This is a genomic window from uncultured Sulfitobacter sp. (genome assembly GCF_947502895.1).
GTDB lineage: Bacteria > Pseudomonadota > Alphaproteobacteria > Rhodobacterales > Rhodobacteraceae > Sulfitobacter.
Genome location: NZ_CANNBM010000002.1, coordinates 61,748 through 80,482, shown reverse-complemented (window position 1 = coordinate 80,482; position 18,735 = coordinate 61,748). Strand labels below are relative to the sequence as shown.

The following is an 18,735-nucleotide window of genomic DNA, read 5'->3' as shown; positions in this document are numbered from 1 at the left end:
GTGGGGCCGATGCGCGGCTTAGCCGCGCAAACGCGCCTGGTAGTTGTGTTCGGTCCAGTTTGCGCGGAATTGCCATTGATCGGCAGGTTGACGGGCGGCGAGGGCCTCGTCGATCTCGACCTCGTCAAAACCGCTGCGTCGTGCCATGGCGTATTGATCGGCCAGCACATGACCACGCGCGCGCAGACGTCCTGTGTAGCCGCGCAGCCGCAAGGCACGCGCAATGGTAAATCCGCGCCCGTCTGCCGAAGATGGGAAATCGATACGGATCATCTGCAAGGCAGGTGCATCAATGTCTACAGTTTCCGGGTCCGCATCAGAGGGTAGATCAAGTGCCGCGCAGTCGTTCGCAGCGCCCGCGCCGCAAAACCCTTGCGTCCAGTCCTCGGCGGCAAATCCGCTATCTGTTACAATTACAGTCATTGTGTCGCTCCTGTTCGGACCATTTTGCCGTTCACAAAATGGATGCCGCATTCGTCTTTTTGTGTTCCGCGCCAGCGCCCTGCGCGCGGATCTTCACCCTTTGCAACAGGGGTTGTGCAGGGGGCGCAGCCGATGGATGGATACCCACGCGCCACCAACGGATGGCGCGGCAGGTTATTCTCGGTGATGTAGTCTTGCACATCGGTACTGGTCCAATGGGCCAACGGATTGACTTTGATGCGGCCGGTATCCTGTTCCACCTCAAAAGCTTGCAGATCGGCGCGCTGGCCGGATTGAAAGCGTTTGCGCCCCGTGATCCAACCATCATAGCTGGCAAGTGCGGCAGCAAGGACAGCCGTTTTGCGCAGGTCACAGCAGGCATCGGGATCGCGCTGGTTCAGCGTGTTGTCGGGATCGCTACTGGTATCGGCGCGGATCACCTGCACACGCCGCAGGCCGAGGCCGCGCGCGACCTCGCGCTGATAGGTCAGCGTTTCGGGAAACAGCAGCATGGTATCGATAAATATTACCTGCACATCGGGTTTCACACGCGCCGCCAGATGCAACAACGCCACGCTTTCCGCACCAAAGCTGGAGACAAGCGCCAGATTTGGCGCTGCCTCGAACGCGCGGCGCAGAATATCTTTGGTCGCGTGGTGTTTTAGCGCGGTGTTGAGCGCGCCAACACGGCTGTCCAATGGATCATCAAGCGGCATCTGCTTTTGCCTCGGGGTAGAGGGCCGCCTTGAACGGGGCCAAGCCGAGGCGCCGGTAGGCATCCAGAAATGTCTCGGCGGGCGCATGGCGCAGCTCAAGATAGGCCAACACGATACGCTCGATTGCGGGGATGATTTCATCGGCTGAAAATCCGGGGCCTGCACGTTCGCCGATGGCAGCGTCTTCTGTGCCGTCACCGCCCAGCGTGATCTGGTAGCTTTCCACGCCCGCACGGTCGAGCCCAAGGATGCCGATATGGCCTACATGGTGATGCCCGCAGGCATTGATGCAGCCCGATATCTTGATCTTGAGCGGTCCCACTTCATGTTCCAGCTTCAATTCATCAAAGCGGATCGCGATTTCCTGTGCGATCGGGATGGAGCGGGCCGTCGCCAGCGCGCAATAGTCCATACCTGGGCAAGCGATAATATCAGAGATCAGACCGATATTAGAGGTGCCAAGGCCTGCGTCTTTCAGGCGCGCGTGAACGGCAGGCAGATCGGCGCGGTGTACATGCGGCAAGATCACGTTCTGCTCATGGCTGATACGCAATTCATCATGGCCGTATTCCGCAGCCAGTTGCGCCATCACACGCATCTGGTCCGATGTCGCATCCCCCGGTGTGGCACCGTGTGCCTTCAGTGATATGGACACAATCGCATAGCCCGCTGCGCGGTGATCGGCGAGGTTGGTATCGGCCCAGGCACGGAAGACCGGATCGTTGGTATAGGCCGCTTCATAAGCGCCTACAGATTTGGCGGCAAAGCGGGGCGCGGCAAAATCAGCTTCGATACGGGCCAGCATCTGTTGGTCAACGCCTGTGAACTGCGGGCGGATCAGGGCATAGCGGGCACCAACGCGGGCGCGAATATCGTCGATGCCGTGTTCATGTACGGTGATCTTGATCCGCGCCTTGTATTTATTATCTCGGCGGCCCAGCAGGTTATAGACTGACACAATCGCTTCCAGCGTGGGCAGCAGATCGTCGGAGGCAACAAAATCATACAGCACCTTGCCGATCATCGGCGTGCGGCCAAGGCCACCGCCCACGATCACCTCATAACCACGCGTGCCGTCCCGCTCTACAATGCGCAGGCCGATGTCATGGGCTTTCAGCACAGCGCGATCATGGGCAGCACCTGATACGGCGACCTTGAATTTGCGCGGCAGGAACTGGAACTCGGGGTGGTCTGTAGACCATTGGCGGATCAGCTCGGCTACGGGGCGCGGATCAGCGATTTCGTCTGCTGCTGCGCCTGCAAAATGGTCGGCAGTCACATTTCGGATGGTATTGCCCGAAGTCTGGATGGCGTGCATATCGACCTCGGCCAGCGCATCCAGCATGTCGGGCACATCGCGCAATTCGGGCCAGTTATACTGGATGTTTTGACGGGTAGTGAAATGACCATAGCCCTTGTCCCACTTGTCAGCGATATCGGCCAGCTTGTGCATCTGACGGCTGTTGAGTGTGCCGTAGGGAATGGCGACGCGCAGCATGTAAGCGTGCAATTGCAGGTATAGGCCATTCATCAGGCGCAGGGGCTTGAACTCATCCTCGGTTAAGGAGCCATCAATGCGGCGTTCAACCTGCGCGCGGAACTGTGCGTTACGCTCGGCCAGAAAATTCGCGTCAAAATCGGTATAGGCGTACATTATGCTGTCTCTCTCTTGGGCTGGGCTTGCTTGCCATGCGAGGCATAGTTGGACGGGCCAGTGGCGCGGAACGTCTCGCGGAAATGTGTGGTTCTGATCTCACCTTGTGCCGTATTGACGGGGCTTAGGTAGACGCCGACCACCTCGGAGACGCGCGCGCTGGCCTCGAGTAGACGGATCTGCGCGTCTGCTTCATCGTGGAACACCTCGGCATCCTCCAATTGGCGGACCCATGCGTCGCCACTCAAATAGACAACATCGCCCTCAAGCAAAGCATTAGCGGTGATGACGGATGGCTGAAATGATTTGGGCATTATGCAAGCTCCTCAAGGCGGGGAATGGCAGGGGCGGCAGCCAGAGCCGCGCGCGGTGCAAGACCCAGAAAGGTCAGGGCAGGGCCGCTGAGTTGTGCGGCCTGCAGCGCGGCGGGCAGCGCATCTAGCGTGGTTTCGATTACACGCTGGTCGGGGCGCGATGCGTTTTCGATCAGGGTAACCGGTGTGTGACGGTCAGCCCCGTGCATCAGCAGACGCCCCTGAATAAAGCGGGCCGATTTCTTGCCCATATAGATCGCCGCAACCTCGCCCTGACGGGCCAGCGTCGTCCAGTCGTGGTCGGCAAAGCCGCGCGTGTCGTGGCCTGTCAAAAACCGTACAGAGGCATTGCGCCCGCGCTTGGTAAAGCTCTGGCCGAGGGCTGCCACAGCGGCAGAGGCGGAGGTAATGCCAGGCACGATGTGCCAGCCGATGTTATGGGCATCCACAGCGTCAATTTCTTCATCCAGACGGCCAAAGATCGTGGCATCGCCGGATTTAAGCCGTACAACCTGCGCGCCTGCCTGCGCATGCTCGACCAACAAGGCATTGATGTATTCCTGCGGGGTCGAATGGCCAAAGCCTTCCTTGCCTACGTCGATCAGTGTTGCTTCGCGTCGTGCCAGCTCCAGAATTTCGGGCGTTATGAGGCGGTCGTAGATGACCACATCCGCTTCATCCAGCGCGCGGCGCGCTTTGAGGGTCAGCAACTCCGGATCACCCGGGCCGCCACCGACAAACGCCACATGGCCCGCGCGCGCGGGTTTGGTCAGATGGGTGTCGAGCAAGCTGTGCAGCGCGGGCAGGACGTTTGCCTCGCCCTCTGCAAAGGCCTGTGGGCCAGTGTTGAAATAATACTCGCGCCAGAAATCGCGGCGCGGGCGGCCAAAAGGCAAGGCATAAGACGCTTTGCGGAACGTCTTGCCGATGCGGGCCAGCACGCCGAGCGATTGCGGCAACCGCTCTTCCAGATCAGCCTTGATCGCACGGGCCAGAACGGGGGCGGCGCCCTCGGTTCCGATGGCGATGGTCACGGGGTCTCGGTCAACAATTGCGGGCGTGATAAACTGGCTGTCTTCCAGATTATCGACGATATTGACCAGCGCCCCACAGGTTAGCGCCAGATGCGCGGTGCGTGCATCCTCGGCTGCATCCTCGTTCGCGCCATAGAACAATTTGGCACAGAGCGCGTCGCCATAATCCATCGCGCGGGTAACCAGAGTGAGACGGCCAGCATGATGCCATTGCTCGATCTCGGTCGCGGGGTCGGCGGCGAAAACAGTGATCTTGGCAGAGGATTTCATCAAGATGCGCAGCTTGGCCATGGCCGCATCGCCGCCACCCGATACAATAATGCGGGCGGTCTGGGTGCTTAGGAAGATGGGAAAGTGGTCCATGTGGGCAATATCCTCTGCTGTGTAGCCTTCAATATAGGATAAAGTTCTGATTGTGCGCCATATGGCTGGCCAAGTAAGAACGCATGTTCTATCTGTGGCGGAGATCGGAACAGGCGGTCTGGAAATCGGGAGTGCGTAGAATGAGTGTCCGAATTGATGACATAGACAGGAAAATTCTGGCGGCGCTGCAACGCGACGCAAGCCGCTCGCTGGATGATATTGCGCGCGAGGTAGGCTCTAGCAAGACGCCGGTGTGGAACCGGATTCGGAAACTGCGTGAGGCGGGTGTGATCGGGCAGCAGACGGTGGTTCTGGATGCCGAGGCGTTAGGGTTCGAAGCATGTTTTTTCGTGCTGATCCGCACATCGGAGCATGAAGCCGACTGGCAGGCAAAATTCCTCAAAGCCTTGCAAGACCGCCCCGAAGTGCAAGAAGCGCACCGACTGGCGGGGGACATCGACTATATCCTGAAGGTCCGTGTGGAAAATGCGCGCGCCTATGACCGTTTCTACCAAGCCCTGATTTCTGAGGTCCGCGTGCACAATGTCACAGCTCTTTTGTCGATGGAGCAGATCAAATCAACGACAATGCTGCCGCTTTAGCTTGCACAGGTGTGATCCCGAAGGGCGCTGCGCGCATTCCGTTCTACGGGCGCCCGAGGTTAATGTGAGCCATCTGCTGCGCTGGGATGTTCTTGTAGTTGTGCTGGCCAAGGCCGCATCAGCGGCATAATCTGCACAACATGAGATTGAAGTTCGGCCCGCGTGGCCTTGGCATTGTGGTATTTTTGATTGGCGTGGCGGTGCTGTCCTCGGTGGTATGGCGCTATGCGGTGCAGCATGGCATGGCGCAGCTGTCTGCACGGGGCAGCGCGGATCTGGCGCTGGCCAGTGACCGTTTGGTGGGGCAGCTGCAACGCTACCGCGATCTGGCAGTTGTGATGGCTGATCATCCGCAAGTTGTACAGGTTCTACAGCAGGGTGCCGTTCCGGATGACCGTGCGCTGTTGCGCGCTGTTGCGGATCGGGCGGCGGCGCTTGATGTGATGGTTGTTGATCGTACGGGTCGTGTACGGGCGGCGGCCGAGGATGGCGCAGGCAATGCCGGGGCTGGTGCTTTTGTGCGCCGTGCGCTGAATGGTGCTCTCGGGCGCGGGTACGGACCCCATGATGCAGGTGTCGGACGCAGCTACTTCTACGCCGCTCCTGTTTTTGGCCCACAGGGAGGCGTGCTGGGCGCGCTGGTGGTCTCGACCGATCTGGCCTCTGTCGATTATGCTTGGCGCGGTGACACACCGCCAGTATTTTTTACCGACGGACGGGGGCAGGTACAGGTATCTAACCGGTCCGAATTGATCTTCTGGCGCAAACCAAGGGACGCAGCGGGTTTGCGCCCGCCGACAGGTGAAGTGCCAGCGCTAACGGTACATAGGTCGGGTCGCCACGAGATATGGCAGATGGGCTGGGGTCCATACCTGCCGCAAGAAGCATTGCATCTGACGCAACAACTGCCCGTGATTGGAATGACGGGGGAGGTGCTGATGGATATTGCGCCCGTGCGCCGTTTGGCTGCGTCCCAGGCTGCTGCCGTGGCAGCGCTGTGTCTGGCCTTCGGCGCATTGTTGTTTCTGGCGACAGAGCGGCGGCGCACGCTTACTCTGGCAAATGCGCAGCTGGAGGAGCGGGTTCGCACGCGCACAAAAGCCCTGCGTGACAGCAATGATGCCTTGCGCGTCGAAGCCGCCGAGCGAACAGAGGCACAGTTGGCGCTTGCAAGGGCGCAGGATGATCTGGTTCAGGCCAGCAAGCTGAGCGCACTGGGTCAGCTGAGCGCAGGGATCAGCCATGAACTAAACCAGCCGCTTATGGCCGTTCAGTCCTTTGCCGAAAATGGTGTGCAGTTTCTGGAACGTGGAAAGCCCCAGCGCGCCGCAGAGAATCTTGCGCGGATATCGGATATGGCGGAGCGTATGGCGCGGATCATCAAGAACCTGCGCGCGTTCTCCAGACAAGAAACTGTCCAGCAAGTGCAGGTTGATTTGGGAGAGGTGATGGCTTCGGTGCTGGATTTGACGCAGACGCGGCGCGCGTCGATGGGCGTCACGCTGGATTACACTGTCCCGCAGGCTCCCGTCTGGGTGCGCGGTGGTGAGGTTCGGTTGGGGCAGGTTTTTATCAATCTCATCAGCAATGCGCTGGACGCGATGGAAGAGGCATCAGAGCGCCGTCTCGGCATCGAGATCGTTCAAGGCGCACGTATTCTGGTGAAGCTTTCGGATACCGGTCACGGGATCAAAGCGCCCGAACAGGTTTTTGACCCGTTTTATTCCACCAAAGACATCGGAGCAGCCAAAGGGGTCGGGCTTGGCCTGTCTATCAGCTATGCGATTGTGCATAGCATTGGGGGCGAGATAAGGGCACAGAACACAGAACAAGGCGCGTGTTTCACCGTGAGCCTGTTGCCCATCGAACAGGCGGAGGCCGCATGAGCAGTACGGTTCTTTTGGTCGACGATGATGCCGCGGTGCGCGAAGCCCTGAGCCAAACGCTTGAGCTGGCCGATCTGGCATGTATCGCTGCAGGGTCTTTTGTGGTGGCGGCCGATCATATCAGCGCGGATTTCGACGGTGTTATCGTGTCGGACATCCGGATGCCGGGGCGCGATGGTTTCCACCTGCTGGCACATGTCCGCGGGATCGATAGCGATCTACCAGTGATACTGCTGACAGGAGAGGGCGATATCCCCATGGCAGTAAAGGCGATGGGTGAGGGGGCGTTTGATTTTCTGGAAAAGCCCTGCGCTGCCAAAGATCTGTTGGCCGTGGTTGAGCGTGCGCTACGAACGCGGGCACTGGTGCTGGAAAACCGCGCTTTGCGCCAGCTTGTCGAGAGTGGTGATCCGGCAGCGCGGATGATTTTTGGCACTTCGGATCTGGCGCAAGGGCTGCGTGCGCAGGTGCGCCGTGTGGCGCAGGCCAGCGGCGAGGTATTGGTTACAGGAGCGCAGGGCACAGGTATTTCCAAAGTTGCAGAGGTTATCCACCTGAGCTCTGCGCGCTCCAAGCGGCCCTTTCTAAAGCGTGCGGCAAGCGATCTGGACGCCGCCGCCCTTGCCACAGCGTTTGGCGAAGGGGAGGGGGGAAGCCTGTTCATCGACGAGATTACAATGCTGCCCGCGCAAAGCCAGCTGGCCTTGGCCGAGGTATTGGATGGAATGCCGTCAACACGCCTGATCGCGGGCACAACACGCGATCTCGCGACCGAGCTTGAGGCAGGGCGGTTCAACACTGATCTTTATTATCGCCTGACGGTCATGCCGCTGCGCATTCCTGCGCTGGCCGAGCGACCAGAGGATATTCCCGTGCTGTTTCGCAGGTATGTTACACAAGCCGCCGAGCAAAGCGGCCAGCACGCGCCGCCCGTCACCCCGCAGATCGAAGCAGAGCTGATGGCCCGCGACTGGCCGGGCAACGCGCGTGCATTGATGACAGAAGCGATGCGGTTTGTGATGGGGATGCGCGAGGCCCCGCAAGTGGACGAGACAATAGGGCTGGTTGCCCATATGGCTCAGATCGAACAATCACTGATCGAGGGGGCATTGCGCCGCGCCCAAGGTCAGGCAACCGAAGCGGCGCGCGCATTGCAGTTGCCGCGCAAAACCTTTTACGACAAATGCGCGCGCTACGGGCTGAAACCCGAAGATTTTCGAGGCTGAGTCGTGCTGTGTGGCTGTGCGGATTTCCGCACAGCTTTGGGCGCAGGGGTGCGAGATTTCGCACGGGCGAAATTTATCGTTTGCGCTATCATATGCTGTGCCGAGTTTAGATTATTGAAAGTAATGGAAAATATTTTTTTCCGTGTGACGTAAATTGTGGCGGTTGCGATAGGCTCATTCCCGCATAAAGTATGTTCACAGCGGCGCAAAGCCGCCTTGCGTTCAATTCTCTGGGAGGAGACACCATGAAGTTTGTAACCGCGGCCGTTCTGGCCATCACCCTGTCTGCCGGCGCTGTTGCCGCTGCCTGTGATGACGGCGAAATCGTCATCAAGCTGAGCCACGTCACCAATACTGACAAGCACCCTAAAGGCATCGCCGCCTCCCTGTTGGAGCAGCGCATCAATGACGAGATGAACGGCAAAGCCTGCATGGAAGTGTTCCCGCAGTCCACGCTGTACAACGATGATCAGGTTTTGGAAGCACTCCTGCAAGGTGACGTGCAAATGGCTGCGCCTTCGCTGTCCAAATTCGAGCAGTTCACCAAGCAGTTCCGCATCTTTGACCTTCCGTTCATGTTCAAAAACATCAATGCTGTAGACGAGTTCCAGAACTCCGAAACCGGTCAGGCGATGAAAGAATCCATGACACGTCGCGGTCTGCTGGGCCTTGCGTTCTGGCACAATGGCATGAAGCAGATGTCGGCCAACACACCGCTGAACCTGCCCTCCGATGCTGATGGCCTCAAGTTCCGCGTACAGAACTCTGACGTTCTGAAAGCACAGATGGCAGCGATGGGCGGCTCGCCCCAGCCGATGGCCTTCTCCGAAGTATATGGCGCGCTGCAAACCGGTGTTGTGGACGGACAGGAAAACACCTGGTCCAACATCTATGGCCAGAAGTTCTTTGAAGTGCAGGACGGCATCACCGAGACCAACCACGGCATCATTGATTATATGCTGGTGACATCGACAGATTGGTTCGAAGGCCTGCCAGATGATGTGCGGACGCAGCTGACAACAATCGTCAACGAAGTGACCGAAGCCCGCAACGCGGAATCCACCAACGTGAACGCTGCCGCAAAAGCCGCGATCATCGAGGCGGGCGGCGTTGTACGCGAACTGGACGCGGAAGCACGTGACGCTTGGGTGTCAGCGATGAAACCCGTTTGGGAGCAGTTCCGCGAAGATGTTGGTCAAGAGAACATCGACGCAGCGCAGGCGATCAACGCCAAGCACTAAGCGTCTTTGACATCAAACCACCTCGCCTGATCTGTCGGGCGGGGTGGTCCGACGCGCAACTGCGCGCGCCCCCCTCTCTCTCTTTTGCAGGAGTGTTCCCCCATGGCACATGCCTATGTGGCAAAGACGGCTCTTGGCCGCATCGTCAACGAGATCGAAGAGACGGCGATCGCTGTTTTGCTGGGTCTGATGACGATCATTACCTTCATCAACGTCGTGTTGCGCTACGGCTTTAATACTGGCCTCATCTGGGGGCTGGAAGCGGTGACATTTTTATTTGCATGGCTGGTCCTGTTCGGGGTCAGCTATACGGTCAAAGTAACTGCACAGCTGGGGGTCGACGCGCTGATCAACCTCTTTTCACCCCCGACACGCAAGGTTCTGGCGCTTGTCGCAGGCGCAGTTTGCATCGCATATGCAGCGCTGGTTCTAAAAGGTGCGTGGGACTATTGGGCCCCTTTCGCAGGTCTTGATGCCACAACGGGCCGCTGGTTTCCCACAGGTTTTGCCAATAGCCGCGATCAGGCATGGTACGAAGTGATTGATATTCCGTTCCCCGAATGGCTGCGCTGGATCGAGCCGATCATGAATGAGGGGGAGACCTATGAAAAACTGCCGCGCTTCATCCCCTACGCCATGCTGCCCTTTGGTATGGCGCTGCTGCTGTTTCGATTTATTCAGGCGTTTTTCCGCGTTTGGCGTGGCGAAGCAACCAGCCTGATCGTGAGCCACGAGGCCGAAGATGACGTCAAAGACGTCGCACATATGAACGCGGGGAATTAAGAACATGGAAGTTGTTGTTCTATTTACAATGGTGATCGGCCTGATGCTGATCGGTGTCCCGATTGCGGTATCCTTGGGGACCTCGTCGATCCTGTTCTTGCTGGTGCTCAGCGATACCTCGCTTGCATCAATCGCGCAGACACTGTTTCAGGCGATGGCAGGGCACTATACACTATTGGCGATCCCGTTCTTTATTCTCGCTTCGTCGTTTATGTCGACGGGGGGCGTGGCACGGCGGATCATCCGTTTCTCTATTGCGCTGGTCGGGCATTTGCCTGGCGGTCTGGCGATTGCGGGTGTGTTTGCCTGTATGCTTTTCGCGGCCCTTTCAGGGTCCAGCCCTGCCACGGTGGTTGCCATCGGCTCTATCGTGATCGTCGGGATGCGGGAGGTGGGTTATACCAAGGACTTTGCCGCGGGCGTGATTGCGGTTGCTGGCACACTTGGTATTCTGATCCCCCCCAGTATCGTCATGGTGGTCTATGCCTCTGCCACCGATGTATCGGTGGGGCGGATGTTCCTCGCGGGGGTCATTCCGGGTTTGTTGGCCGGCACCATGCTTATGGTGACGATTTATATCATCGCCCGTGTGCGCAATTTGCCCAAGGGTGAGTGGAAAGGCTGGGGCGAAGTACGCTCATCCGGCTTTGAGGCAGGCTGGGGTCTGTTCTTGATCGTGATCATTCTGGGCGGCATCTATGGAGGCATCTTCACCCCCACAGAAGCAGCAGCTGTTGCCGCGGTCTATGCCTTCTTCATCTCGACCATGGTTTACCGCGATATGGGGCCTTTGCATGTAAAAGGGGATGGCAACAATCTGGCGTTGTGGGAAAAGCCCAAAGCACTGCTCACAGTGTTTTTCCACCGCGATGTGCGCGACACATTGTTTGAGGCAGGTAAGCTGACAGTGACGCTGATGTTCATCATCGCCAACGCGCTGATCCTCAAGCATGTATTGACCGACGAGCAGATTCCCCAGCAGATTTCGGCGGCGATGCTCAATGCGGGTTTTGGTCCGGTGATGTTCCTCGTGATCGTCAATATCATCCTGCTGATCGGCGGCCAGTTTATGGAGCCATCGGGCCTGTTGGTTATCGTAGCGCCGTTGGTGTTCCCCATCGCAATCGAGCTCGGGATTGACCCAATCCATCTGGGTATCATCATGGTTGTGAACATGGAAATCGGCATGATCACCCCGCCTGTAGGTCTCAACCTTTTTGTGACCTCTGGCGTGGCGAATATGCCGATGATGAACGTGGTGCGTGCGGCCTTGCCGTTCCTTGCCGTGTTGTTCGTCTTCCTGATTATGGTGACCTATATCCCGATCCTTTCCACATGGTTGCCGACAATGATGATGGGACCCGAGATTATCACCCGCTAGGTGATCCAGCGGAGCAGGCTGCGCCTGCGCGATATTATGGTGTACGCAGAGAGGGCGCAGGACAAATCAAGGTCCTGCGCCCTTTGCACATGTGGGATCGAGTTTAAGGGAAAAATAAAGAAGCTGGGTGGCTGGCGGGGCGCGTCAGCTTTGTGCGAGCGCCATGATGATGGGGGCGAAATCGGCTGATTTGAGTGAAGCGCCGCCGACAAGCGCACCGTCCACGTTTTCGGCCTGAAAAATGGTGGCGGCATTGTCTGGCTTGACCGAGCCGCCATAAAGCAGTGGGATCATATCTGCGATTTCCGCGCCGTAGCGGATGGTGAGTTTGGTGCGGATGAAATCATGTACTTCGACGATCTGCTCCAGCGTCGGGACCTTGCCTGTCCCAATGGCCCAGATCGGCTCATATGCGATCACGGAATTCGTAGCGGTCATGCCATCGGGCAGGGAGCCTGCAAGCTGGCCTGCGATGATGTCGAGGGTGTTGTCTGCCTCACGGTCCTCCAGTGCCTCGCCGATGCAGATGATCGCGGTGAGCTTGGCGGCCCAAGCGGCCTTGGCTTTGCTGCGTATATCGCGATCGCGTTCTTCATGGGCGGCGCGGCGTTCTGAATGGCCGACGATCACATGGGTTGCACCTGTATCGGCGATCATCTGCGCAGAGATATCGCCGGTAAAGGCACCGCTGTCTTGCATGTGGCAGTCCTGTGCGCCGATGTGGATGGCGCTGCCGCGCACCGTTTCGCTTGCGCGGAACAGCAGGGGTGCGGGGGGGCAGATTATCACTTCCGGCGCATGGGGGGGCAGGGCACTTGCGAGCTGTTCCAGCTCGGACAAGCTGGCGGCGAGGCCGTTCATCTTCCAGTTGCCTGCGGCTATTTTGCGGCGCATGTTCTGCCCTCCTCTTTTGTTGGCCGTACCTAGCATCCATCGCGGGTGCAGTTCAACGACCCGCTTGGCGTGGGCGGTACTTAGGGTTAGGAGGGCATAATGGAAAACGAGGAGAGAGCGATGATCCCGTCAATAGATCTGGCTGCATTGAGTGCGGGAGAACCTGCGGCGCTGCGTGCCATGGAAGTGGCAGCAACGGATATCGGTTTCGCCACGGTCTATAACACGGCGCTGAGTGCGGCGCATGTAGCCCACGTGATTGCAACCTATCGGGCATTTTTCAAGCTGCCCGAAGACGTCAAAAAACCCTATGATATGGCTGCTACTGGGTCAAACCGCGGCTGGGGGGCGAGCGGGTCCGAGCAAGTGGATCCCGATGCCAATCCGGACTACAAACAGTTTTTTGACAGTGGTGTGCAGTTGTCTGCCGATGATCCACGGCGTGCCATGTCGGTTTATGCGCCGAATGTATGGCCTTTGGTGCCGGCAAATTTCAAGACGGTTGTGTCTGGCTATTATGATGCTGCGCGTCTGGTAGCGATGGATGTGTTGCGCGGTGTTGCGCAGTCTATCGAGGCTCCGACAGATGTGTTTGACGCGGGGTTCGAGACGCCGATGGCCTTGCTGCGTGGCAATTATTACCCGTCGCGCCCTGCATGGGCGGGGGCGAGGGATTTCGGGATTGCCACCCACACTGATTATGGTTGTCTGACGTTGCTGGCCACCGATGGCGCACCGGGTTTGGAGGTGCGCAGACGTGGCGGTGGCTGGATTCCCGTCAGCGCGCAGCCAGGTGTTTTTGTTATCAATTTTGGCGAGATGATGGAGGTCTGGACAGACGGGCGCGTGCGTGCGACGCCGCACCGTGTGGTAGGTGGCGCGGCGGAGCGGATTTCCGTGCCGCTGTTCTTTAATCCGTCCCATGACACGAATGTGGCGCCCTTGGGATCAGGTAAGACTGTGTTGGCCGGAGAGCATTTGGCAGCGCGTTATGAGCAGACCTATGTGCATTTGCAAAAGAGCGAGTGAGGCTCGCCTAGCGGAGGGCGGCGAGTGCCTCGAATGCCAAGGCGCTGGCCTGTTCCGGATCGTCTAGGTATGCATCCGGCAGGGTCCAGTAGGGCATGGCCGACGGTGTGCCGTCTTTGCGCATTGTCGTCCATTCCTCACCGCCCAAATCTGACATGCGGTCTGCAAAGGGGCCTTTGACTGCTTTTAGCATGATACGTCCGTCAGACAGCTGCACGCCAAAGATTGTGCCGCCTGAATACAGTCCCATACCGCCGAACATGCGGCGGGTTGTCAGATCGGGGATGTTACCAAACAGTTCGCGGGCGAATGCCATGTCTGCCTGCGACAGGCTCACCGAGCAGACCTACTTGGCAAAGAGGGTTTCGTCGAATTTGATGGATTCGCCGCAGCCGCATGCCTCCGAGACATTGGGATTGTTGAATTTGAAACCGCTCTCCAGCAGGGAGGTTTCATAGTCGATTTGCGTGCCAAAAAGGAACATCTGCGCCATTGGAGCAATCATCACGCGCGCGCCGTCCTGCTCGACGACTTCATCGTTCGGATCGGCGATATCCACATATTCCATGGTATATTCCATGCCTGCACAGCCGCCTTTTTTTACACCGATCCGCAGGCCAGCATGGCCTTTGGCTGTCATCAGTTTGATGATTTGCGTTGCCGCCTTCGGTGTGATCGTCACCGCTTGCTTGCCTGGAATTGCGAACATGGACGTGCTCCTTTGATCTCATAGATAAGGGCGCGGGCGGGCGATCTCAAGGGTTTAGTAGCCCATTGCGCTTAAGGTTGCCATCGTAGCGAAACTGGCGGCCAGCGCCCAGCCGAACGAGGCAAGTGTGCCGATAATCACATATTCGCTCATCTTCTGGTCACGTGACACGGTGTCAAAGCGCAAAATGGACTTGGCCGCGATCAGAAACCCGATGCCTGAGGGTTCTCCTATCATGACCATGAGAAAGATCAGACCACGCTCCATCAGACCAATGATGCGACCTGCATATTCCAGCCCCTCTGGCCTTGCGTCGGATTTGTAGCGCGCCATGAGGTGGCCCACCGCAGGCCCGCCAGCCATTGTGGCGGTAATCAACCCGCTTACGACCAACGCAATCTGGATCATATCGGTATTCAGGGGTGGCCACCAATGGGCAAGGATTGCATCGGGCAGCCACATCACCGCCAGCAACAAGACAGTGAGATGGGCCGCTTGGTCCAGCAGATAGCTGCGCAAATTATCCGGCGCGAGATGCACTTTGACCATATCAATCGCCACATGGCTAAGGGCAATGCCAAGGCTGAGTTGCATCGCTCCACCAGAAAACAGGGCCGTAAGGGCAAAGACATGCAAGCCATGCATGAGCATAATCGCGGGGCGCTGTTTGTTCAGAACCATATGAGTGGTCTGGAAAACGAAGTCCGCCAATAGATGTGCCGTGACCAGTGCGATCAGCAATTCTATCGTCAACAGGGGCATGACCGGTAAACTCATAGCGAATGGTTTGCTTTCATATTGAGCAACCATATTGGGTTGCTTTTTGGCGTTGCAACTAAATTAGGATTGTTGTGTTGAGGCGCAGGATTGCTCAATTATCTCAAAGCTTTCAAGCAAGGCAGAAAGACCTGCAGACTCGGCCTGCTTTTGAACCAGTTGACGTGTCTGGCCTAGTCTGGCTGCTAATGTATCGTGTGTCGGCGCATCAGGGCTAAGCAAGACCGCGGCAATTTGCGCCTGCTTGGCGGTCCAGCCCTGCACGATACGGTCTATTGGGGGAAGGGCAATGCGCAGCAGGTCATCTGCTGCAGGTGCCGTCATGAGAGGGCTGCGTTTCATTCTGTCCAGGGCATGACCGGACTGAACAAAAACAGGACCATCGGCCGCCGCCAGATCATTGCCTTTAACGGTGCCCAGCCCCACACCAATGCCAATGCGCGTATCGTGGCCCTTGCCCGTGGCGCGTGCCGTGGCGCGCATAACAGCAGCGGCGCGCAAGGCATAGCGGGCGGGCAGGGACATCTGCCACCCATCGCCGCGGAACCGCTGAAAGATGCTGCTGCTTTCGGGCCAGTGGCCGATCATGTCCGATTGCACCTCAAGGGCGGCAAACATCCGTTGCAGCTCATCTGTGCCCATATCGGTGGAACGTACAATATCGCCCGTAAAGACGGCCATATGCTGCATCTGTCGCTCCTCTCCGATATTCCGTTTGCGTGTAACGCTGAATGTATTGGCTAGTTTGACAGCACCCCCGCAGAGGGGCAACAACGCAAACGGGCCACTTGTGATCCAAGTGGCCCGTTTGTGCTGGTACTTCAGGTGTTCAGAACGTCGCCGTTACATAAAGCCAAGCTCTAGCCGCGCTTCGTCAGACATCATGTCCATGCCCCAAGGCGGCTCCCAAACCAGATCGACATCAACCTGCTTTACACCTGCAATAGGCTCTACCGCATCTGCGACCCAACCGGGCATTTCACCAGCAACAGGGCATCCGGGTGCTGTGAGCGACATTTTGATAGACACTGCATTTTCAGCATCGATATCAATGGTGTAAATCAAACCCAGCTCGTAAATATTTACCGGAATTTCAGGGTCATAGACAGAGCGGCACGCCTCTACTACCTGATCATACAGCGGATGGTCCGTACTGGACGGCGCAATCAGCGGCGTACCTTCGAGAGGGGGTGTTGAATTGGTCATCTGCGCCTCGTGCTTATACTTGACTATTTATATATGGATTGCGGCGGCCTTCGTAAAGGGAGGTGACGCGCGCGGATCAAAAATCACTCGTTAATATCGCGGGTTACGATGCGTGCGCCGCTGGACTGGTTCTTGAATACCAGCTTGAGCACGATCCATGCCACCAACGAGAGTGCCGCAAACACCGCCAGCAAGGCAGATGTATTGGCAACGCTGGTAAAGGCAACCACGGCTGTCATGGCCAGCGCACCCAAAGCGAATCCCAAAAACACAGAGGCGGGGGCAATGAGTTCAATCAATGCGAGACCAAGGGCGGCGCAAAGCCAGACCCACCAGATGTTAAGAAGACCCTCCATCAGCCGCGCCCGCGCAGCAGTTTGAACGCATCGCCAAAGGCGGCAAGGGCCTCGGACGGCACGATAACCGTATTGCTGCCCTGACCATTGCTCATCGTGCCAAAGGCCTCGACCTGTTTAAGCGCGATTTGGTACTGCGCGGCCTCAAGTCCGTTCTCGTTGATTGCGGTAGCAACAACCTGGGTCGCATAGGCTTCGGCATCGGCCAGTACGCGACGCGCTTTTGCGGTTTGCTCTGAGGCGTAAAGCTCGGCATCGGCGGCAAGCTCGACCGCGCGCTTGGAGCCTTCGGCCTCGGTCACTTGGGCGCGGCGTGCACGCTCGGCGTTTAGCTGCTGCATCATGGCGGCGCGGGTGGCGGCATCAAGGTTCACGTCCAGAATCTCGGCACGGGTCACTTCAATACCCCAGTTCTCTACCGACTCTTCAACATTCCGCTTGATCGTTGTGATCAGCGCAGATCGGTTCGCCTGAACCTCGTCCAGATCCATCATACCGATTTCGGCGCGTACAATACCGGCTACCGTGGTCGCAATGGCATTGTCGATATCGCGGATACGGTAGACAGTTTTTTCCGGCTCGATGATGCGGTAGAAAACGGATGTATCCACCTGCACCAATACGTTATCGCGGGTGATTGCATCTTGCGACGCGGTGGGCAGCTGGCGTTCCAGAATAGAGATTTGGTGAGCGACCTTGTCGAAGAACGGCACGATCAGGTTGATCCCTGGCCCAAGAACCGAACGCAGGCGGCCAAACCGCTCGACCACGTGTTGCTCTGACTGGGGGACGATTTTAACGCCTTTGAGAACGACCAGTATCAATACAACTGCCAACAGCAACCAGCCAAGGTTATTTTGCAGCAAGTCCAGCAGGATTTCTTCAATGTTCAACGTCGTCGTCCCCAATATAAAGTTACGCCCTTAATGTGGTGTCACAGGGGCCTGATTGCAAGACGCAGCAACCTGCGATAGGCCAGCGCAAACCTATATCGGAGGAGCCTGCGATGGCCGGATTTTCGTATCAGATCGATGCCCGTGACGGGCGCGCGCGCACAGGCCGGATCAATACGCCGCGCGGTGAAATCCGCACGCCTGCGTTTATGCCTGTAGGCACTGCTGCAACTGTGAAAGCCATGATGCCCTCATCGGTGCGCGAGACAGGCGCGGATATTCTTCTGGGCAACACCTATCACCTGATGCTGCGCCCCACAGCTGAGCGGATAGACCGCCTCGGCGGGCTGCACAAGTTCATGAACTGGGACCGGCCCATCCTGACGGATTCGGGCGGGTTTCAGGTGATGTCGCTGGCCAACCTGCGCAAGCTGACAGAACGGGGCGTGACCTTCAAAAGCCATATCGACGGCAGCAAGCACGAAATTACGCCAGAACGCTCTATGGAAATTCAAAAGCTGTTGGGCAGTGATATCGTTATGTGTTTTGACGAATGTCCCGCCTTGCCCGCAGACCGGACACGCATCGCCGAAAGCATGGAGCTGTCGATGCGGTGGGCCAAACGCTCGCGCGAGGCATTTGGTGACAGGCCGGGTCATGCGTTGTTTGGCATCCAGCAAGGCGGATTGGAGCAAGACCTGCGCCAGCAAAGCGCCGAGGCGCTACGCGAGATCGGGTTTGACGGCTATGCGGTAGGAGGTCTGGCTGTGGGTGAGGGGCAGGAGGCGATGTTTGGCTGTTTGGACTACGCGCCCGAGCAACTACCCGAAGACAAACCGCGTTATCTAATGGGTGTGGGCAAGCCCGACGATATTGTCGGTGCCGTCGCACGGGGCATTGATATGATGGACTGCGTGCTGCCTTCACGCTCGGGGCGGACGGGGCAGGTATTTACCCGCAAAGGCGTGCTGAATATCAAAAACGCCCGCCACGCCGATGATCCGCGCCCGCTGGACGAAGACTGCGGCTGCCCCGCGTGTCAGCACTATTCACGCGCCTACCTGCACCATGTGTTCCGCAGCCAAGAGATGATATCATCCATGCTGCTGACATGGCATAACCTGCGGTATTATCAGGACATCATGGCAGGCATGCGCGGCGCGATCGCCGCAGGGTCTTTTGACTCATGGCAGAGCGATTTTCACGCGGGCCGCGCGCAGGGTGACATTGATCCGCTCTAGCGTTCCA

21 protein-coding genes are annotated in these 18,735 nt (G+C 58.0%); 8 read left to right on the top strand and 13 right to left on the bottom strand.

Annotated elements, in window-relative coordinates:
- Window positions 1-18: 18 nt before the first annotated feature.
- Genes Q0903_RS08475 through cysG form a run of 5 tightly spaced genes read right to left on the bottom strand, consistent with a single transcriptional unit; the run spans window position 19 to window position 4,504 of the window.
- Entirely contained in the window at window positions 19-423 is a 405-nt protein-coding gene (locus Q0903_RS08475) for a DUF934 domain-containing protein (RefSeq protein WP_299030768.1), read from the bottom strand.
- The gene (locus tag Q0903_RS08470) at window positions 420-1,139 is read right to left on the bottom strand and encodes a phosphoadenylyl-sulfate reductase (RefSeq protein ID WP_299414599.1); all 720 of its coding nucleotides are present in this window, start codon (window positions 1,137-1,139) and stop codon (window positions 420-422) included. The genes Q0903_RS08475 and Q0903_RS08470 overlap by 4 nt, the downstream gene beginning before the upstream one ends.
- The gene (locus Q0903_RS08465) at window positions 1,129-2,793 is read right to left on the bottom strand and encodes a nitrite/sulfite reductase (RefSeq protein ID WP_299414597.1); all 1,665 of its coding nucleotides are present in this window, start codon (window positions 2,791-2,793) and stop codon (window positions 1,129-1,131) included. The genes Q0903_RS08470 and Q0903_RS08465 overlap by 11 nt, the downstream gene beginning before the upstream one ends.
- Window positions 2,793-3,107 (bottom strand): DUF2849 domain-containing protein, encoded by a 315-nt coding sequence (locus tag Q0903_RS08460; protein WP_299414596.1) that lies wholly within the window; start codon window positions 3,105-3,107, stop codon window positions 2,793-2,795. Before Q0903_RS08460 ends, Q0903_RS08465 begins: the two co-directional genes overlap by 1 nt.
- Entirely contained in the window at window positions 3,107-4,504 is a 1,398-nt protein-coding gene (gene cysG, locus Q0903_RS08455; protein WP_299030772.1) for a siroheme synthase CysG, read from the bottom strand. The genes Q0903_RS08460 and cysG overlap by 1 nt, the downstream gene beginning before the upstream one ends.
- Window positions 4,505-4,644: 140 nt before the next feature.
- Here cysG and Q0903_RS08450 point away from each other — a divergent pair, with 140 nt between their 5' ends.
- The 6 genes from Q0903_RS08450 to Q0903_RS08425 all read left to right on the top strand — a co-directional run bounded on the left by Q0903_RS08450 (window position 4,645) and on the right by Q0903_RS08425 (window position 11,623).
- A complete protein-coding gene (locus Q0903_RS08450) occupies window positions 4,645-5,106 on the top strand; it encodes an Lrp/AsnC family transcriptional regulator (protein ID WP_299030773.1) in 462 nt (153 codons plus the stop codon).
- A 140-nt stretch (window positions 5,107-5,246) separates the two neighbouring features.
- Complete coding sequence (locus Q0903_RS08445) at window positions 5,247-6,992, top strand: ATP-binding protein (protein WP_299414594.1); 1,746 nt, start codon at window positions 5,247-5,249, stop codon at window positions 6,990-6,992.
- On the top strand, window positions 6,989-8,218 hold the full coding sequence (locus Q0903_RS08440) for a sigma-54 dependent transcriptional regulator (protein WP_299414593.1): 1,230 nt from the start codon (window positions 6,989-6,991) through the stop codon (window positions 8,216-8,218). The genes Q0903_RS08445 and Q0903_RS08440 overlap by 4 nt, the downstream gene beginning before the upstream one ends.
- A gap of 245 nt (window positions 8,219-8,463) precedes the next feature.
- Window positions 8,464-9,459 carry a DctP family TRAP transporter solute-binding subunit gene (locus Q0903_RS08435; RefSeq protein WP_299030776.1) on the top strand — a complete coding sequence of 332 codons (996 nt, stop codon included), beginning with the start codon at window positions 8,464-8,466 and terminating at the stop codon, window positions 9,457-9,459.
- A 102-nt stretch (window positions 9,460-9,561) separates the two neighbouring features.
- Window positions 9,562-10,242 (top strand): TRAP transporter small permease, encoded by a 681-nt coding sequence (locus tag Q0903_RS08430; RefSeq protein WP_299030777.1) that lies wholly within the window; start codon window positions 9,562-9,564, stop codon window positions 10,240-10,242.
- 4 nt (window positions 10,243-10,246) lie between these two features.
- Window positions 10,247-11,623, top strand: a complete 1,377-nt coding sequence (locus Q0903_RS08425) for a TRAP transporter large permease (protein ID WP_299030778.1) — start codon at window positions 10,247-10,249, stop codon at window positions 11,621-11,623.
- A 144-nt stretch (window positions 11,624-11,767) separates the two neighbouring features.
- Here Q0903_RS08425 and tpiA read toward each other — a convergent pair whose 3' ends face one another.
- Window positions 11,768-12,517 carry a triose-phosphate isomerase gene (gene tpiA, locus Q0903_RS08420; protein WP_299414590.1) on the bottom strand — a complete coding sequence of 250 codons (750 nt, stop codon included), beginning with the start codon at window positions 12,515-12,517 and terminating at the stop codon, window positions 11,768-11,770.
- Window positions 12,518-12,637: 120 nt separating this feature from the next.
- Between tpiA and Q0903_RS08415 the strand changes: the two genes are divergently transcribed.
- Window positions 12,638-13,546 carry a 2-oxoglutarate and iron-dependent oxygenase domain-containing protein gene (locus tag Q0903_RS08415; protein ID WP_299414588.1) on the top strand — a complete coding sequence of 303 codons (909 nt, stop codon included), beginning with the start codon at window positions 12,638-12,640 and terminating at the stop codon, window positions 13,544-13,546.
- Between the two features lie 7 nt (window positions 13,547-13,553).
- Here Q0903_RS08415 and Q0903_RS08410 read toward each other — a convergent pair whose 3' ends face one another.
- From Q0903_RS08410 to Q0903_RS08380, 7 genes are all read right to left on the bottom strand, one after another.
- The gene (locus tag Q0903_RS08410; RefSeq protein WP_299414587.1) at window positions 13,554-13,883 is read right to left on the bottom strand and encodes a TfoX/Sxy family protein; all 330 of its coding nucleotides are present in this window, start codon (window positions 13,881-13,883) and stop codon (window positions 13,554-13,556) included.
- A 9-nt stretch (window positions 13,884-13,892) separates the two neighbouring features.
- Complete coding sequence (locus Q0903_RS08405) at window positions 13,893-14,255, bottom strand: iron-sulfur cluster assembly accessory protein (protein ID WP_299030782.1); 363 nt, start codon at window positions 14,253-14,255, stop codon at window positions 13,893-13,895.
- Window positions 14,256-14,309: 54 nt separating this feature from the next.
- Window positions 14,310-15,032: a DUF3307 domain-containing protein gene (locus Q0903_RS08400; RefSeq protein WP_299414585.1), complete on the bottom strand. Its 723-nt coding sequence runs from the start codon at window positions 15,030-15,032 to the stop codon at window positions 14,310-14,312.
- Window positions 15,033-15,095: 63 nt separating this feature from the next.
- Window positions 15,096-15,722 carry a hypothetical protein gene (locus Q0903_RS08395; RefSeq protein WP_299414583.1) on the bottom strand — a complete coding sequence of 209 codons (627 nt, stop codon included), beginning with the start codon at window positions 15,720-15,722 and terminating at the stop codon, window positions 15,096-15,098.
- 153 nt (window positions 15,723-15,875) lie between these two features.
- Window positions 15,876-16,238: an SUF system Fe-S cluster assembly protein gene (locus Q0903_RS08390; RefSeq protein ID WP_299030785.1), complete on the bottom strand. Its 363-nt coding sequence runs from the start codon at window positions 16,236-16,238 to the stop codon at window positions 15,876-15,878.
- An 83-nt stretch (window positions 16,239-16,321) separates the two neighbouring features.
- A complete protein-coding gene (locus tag Q0903_RS08385) occupies window positions 16,322-16,594 on the bottom strand; it encodes a hypothetical protein (protein WP_299030786.1) in 273 nt (90 codons plus the stop codon).
- Entirely contained in the window at window positions 16,594-17,487 is an 894-nt protein-coding gene (locus Q0903_RS08380) for an SPFH domain-containing protein (RefSeq protein WP_299030787.1), read from the bottom strand. The genes Q0903_RS08385 and Q0903_RS08380 overlap by 1 nt, the downstream gene beginning before the upstream one ends.
- 113 nt (window positions 17,488-17,600) lie before the next feature.
- On the opposite strand from Q0903_RS08380, the gene tgt reads away from it, so the two are divergent.
- Window positions 17,601-18,728 (top strand): tRNA guanosine(34) transglycosylase Tgt, encoded by a 1,128-nt coding sequence (gene tgt / locus Q0903_RS08375; RefSeq protein ID WP_299030788.1) that lies wholly within the window; start codon window positions 17,601-17,603, stop codon window positions 18,726-18,728.
- Window positions 18,729-18,735 lie beyond the last annotated feature (7 nt).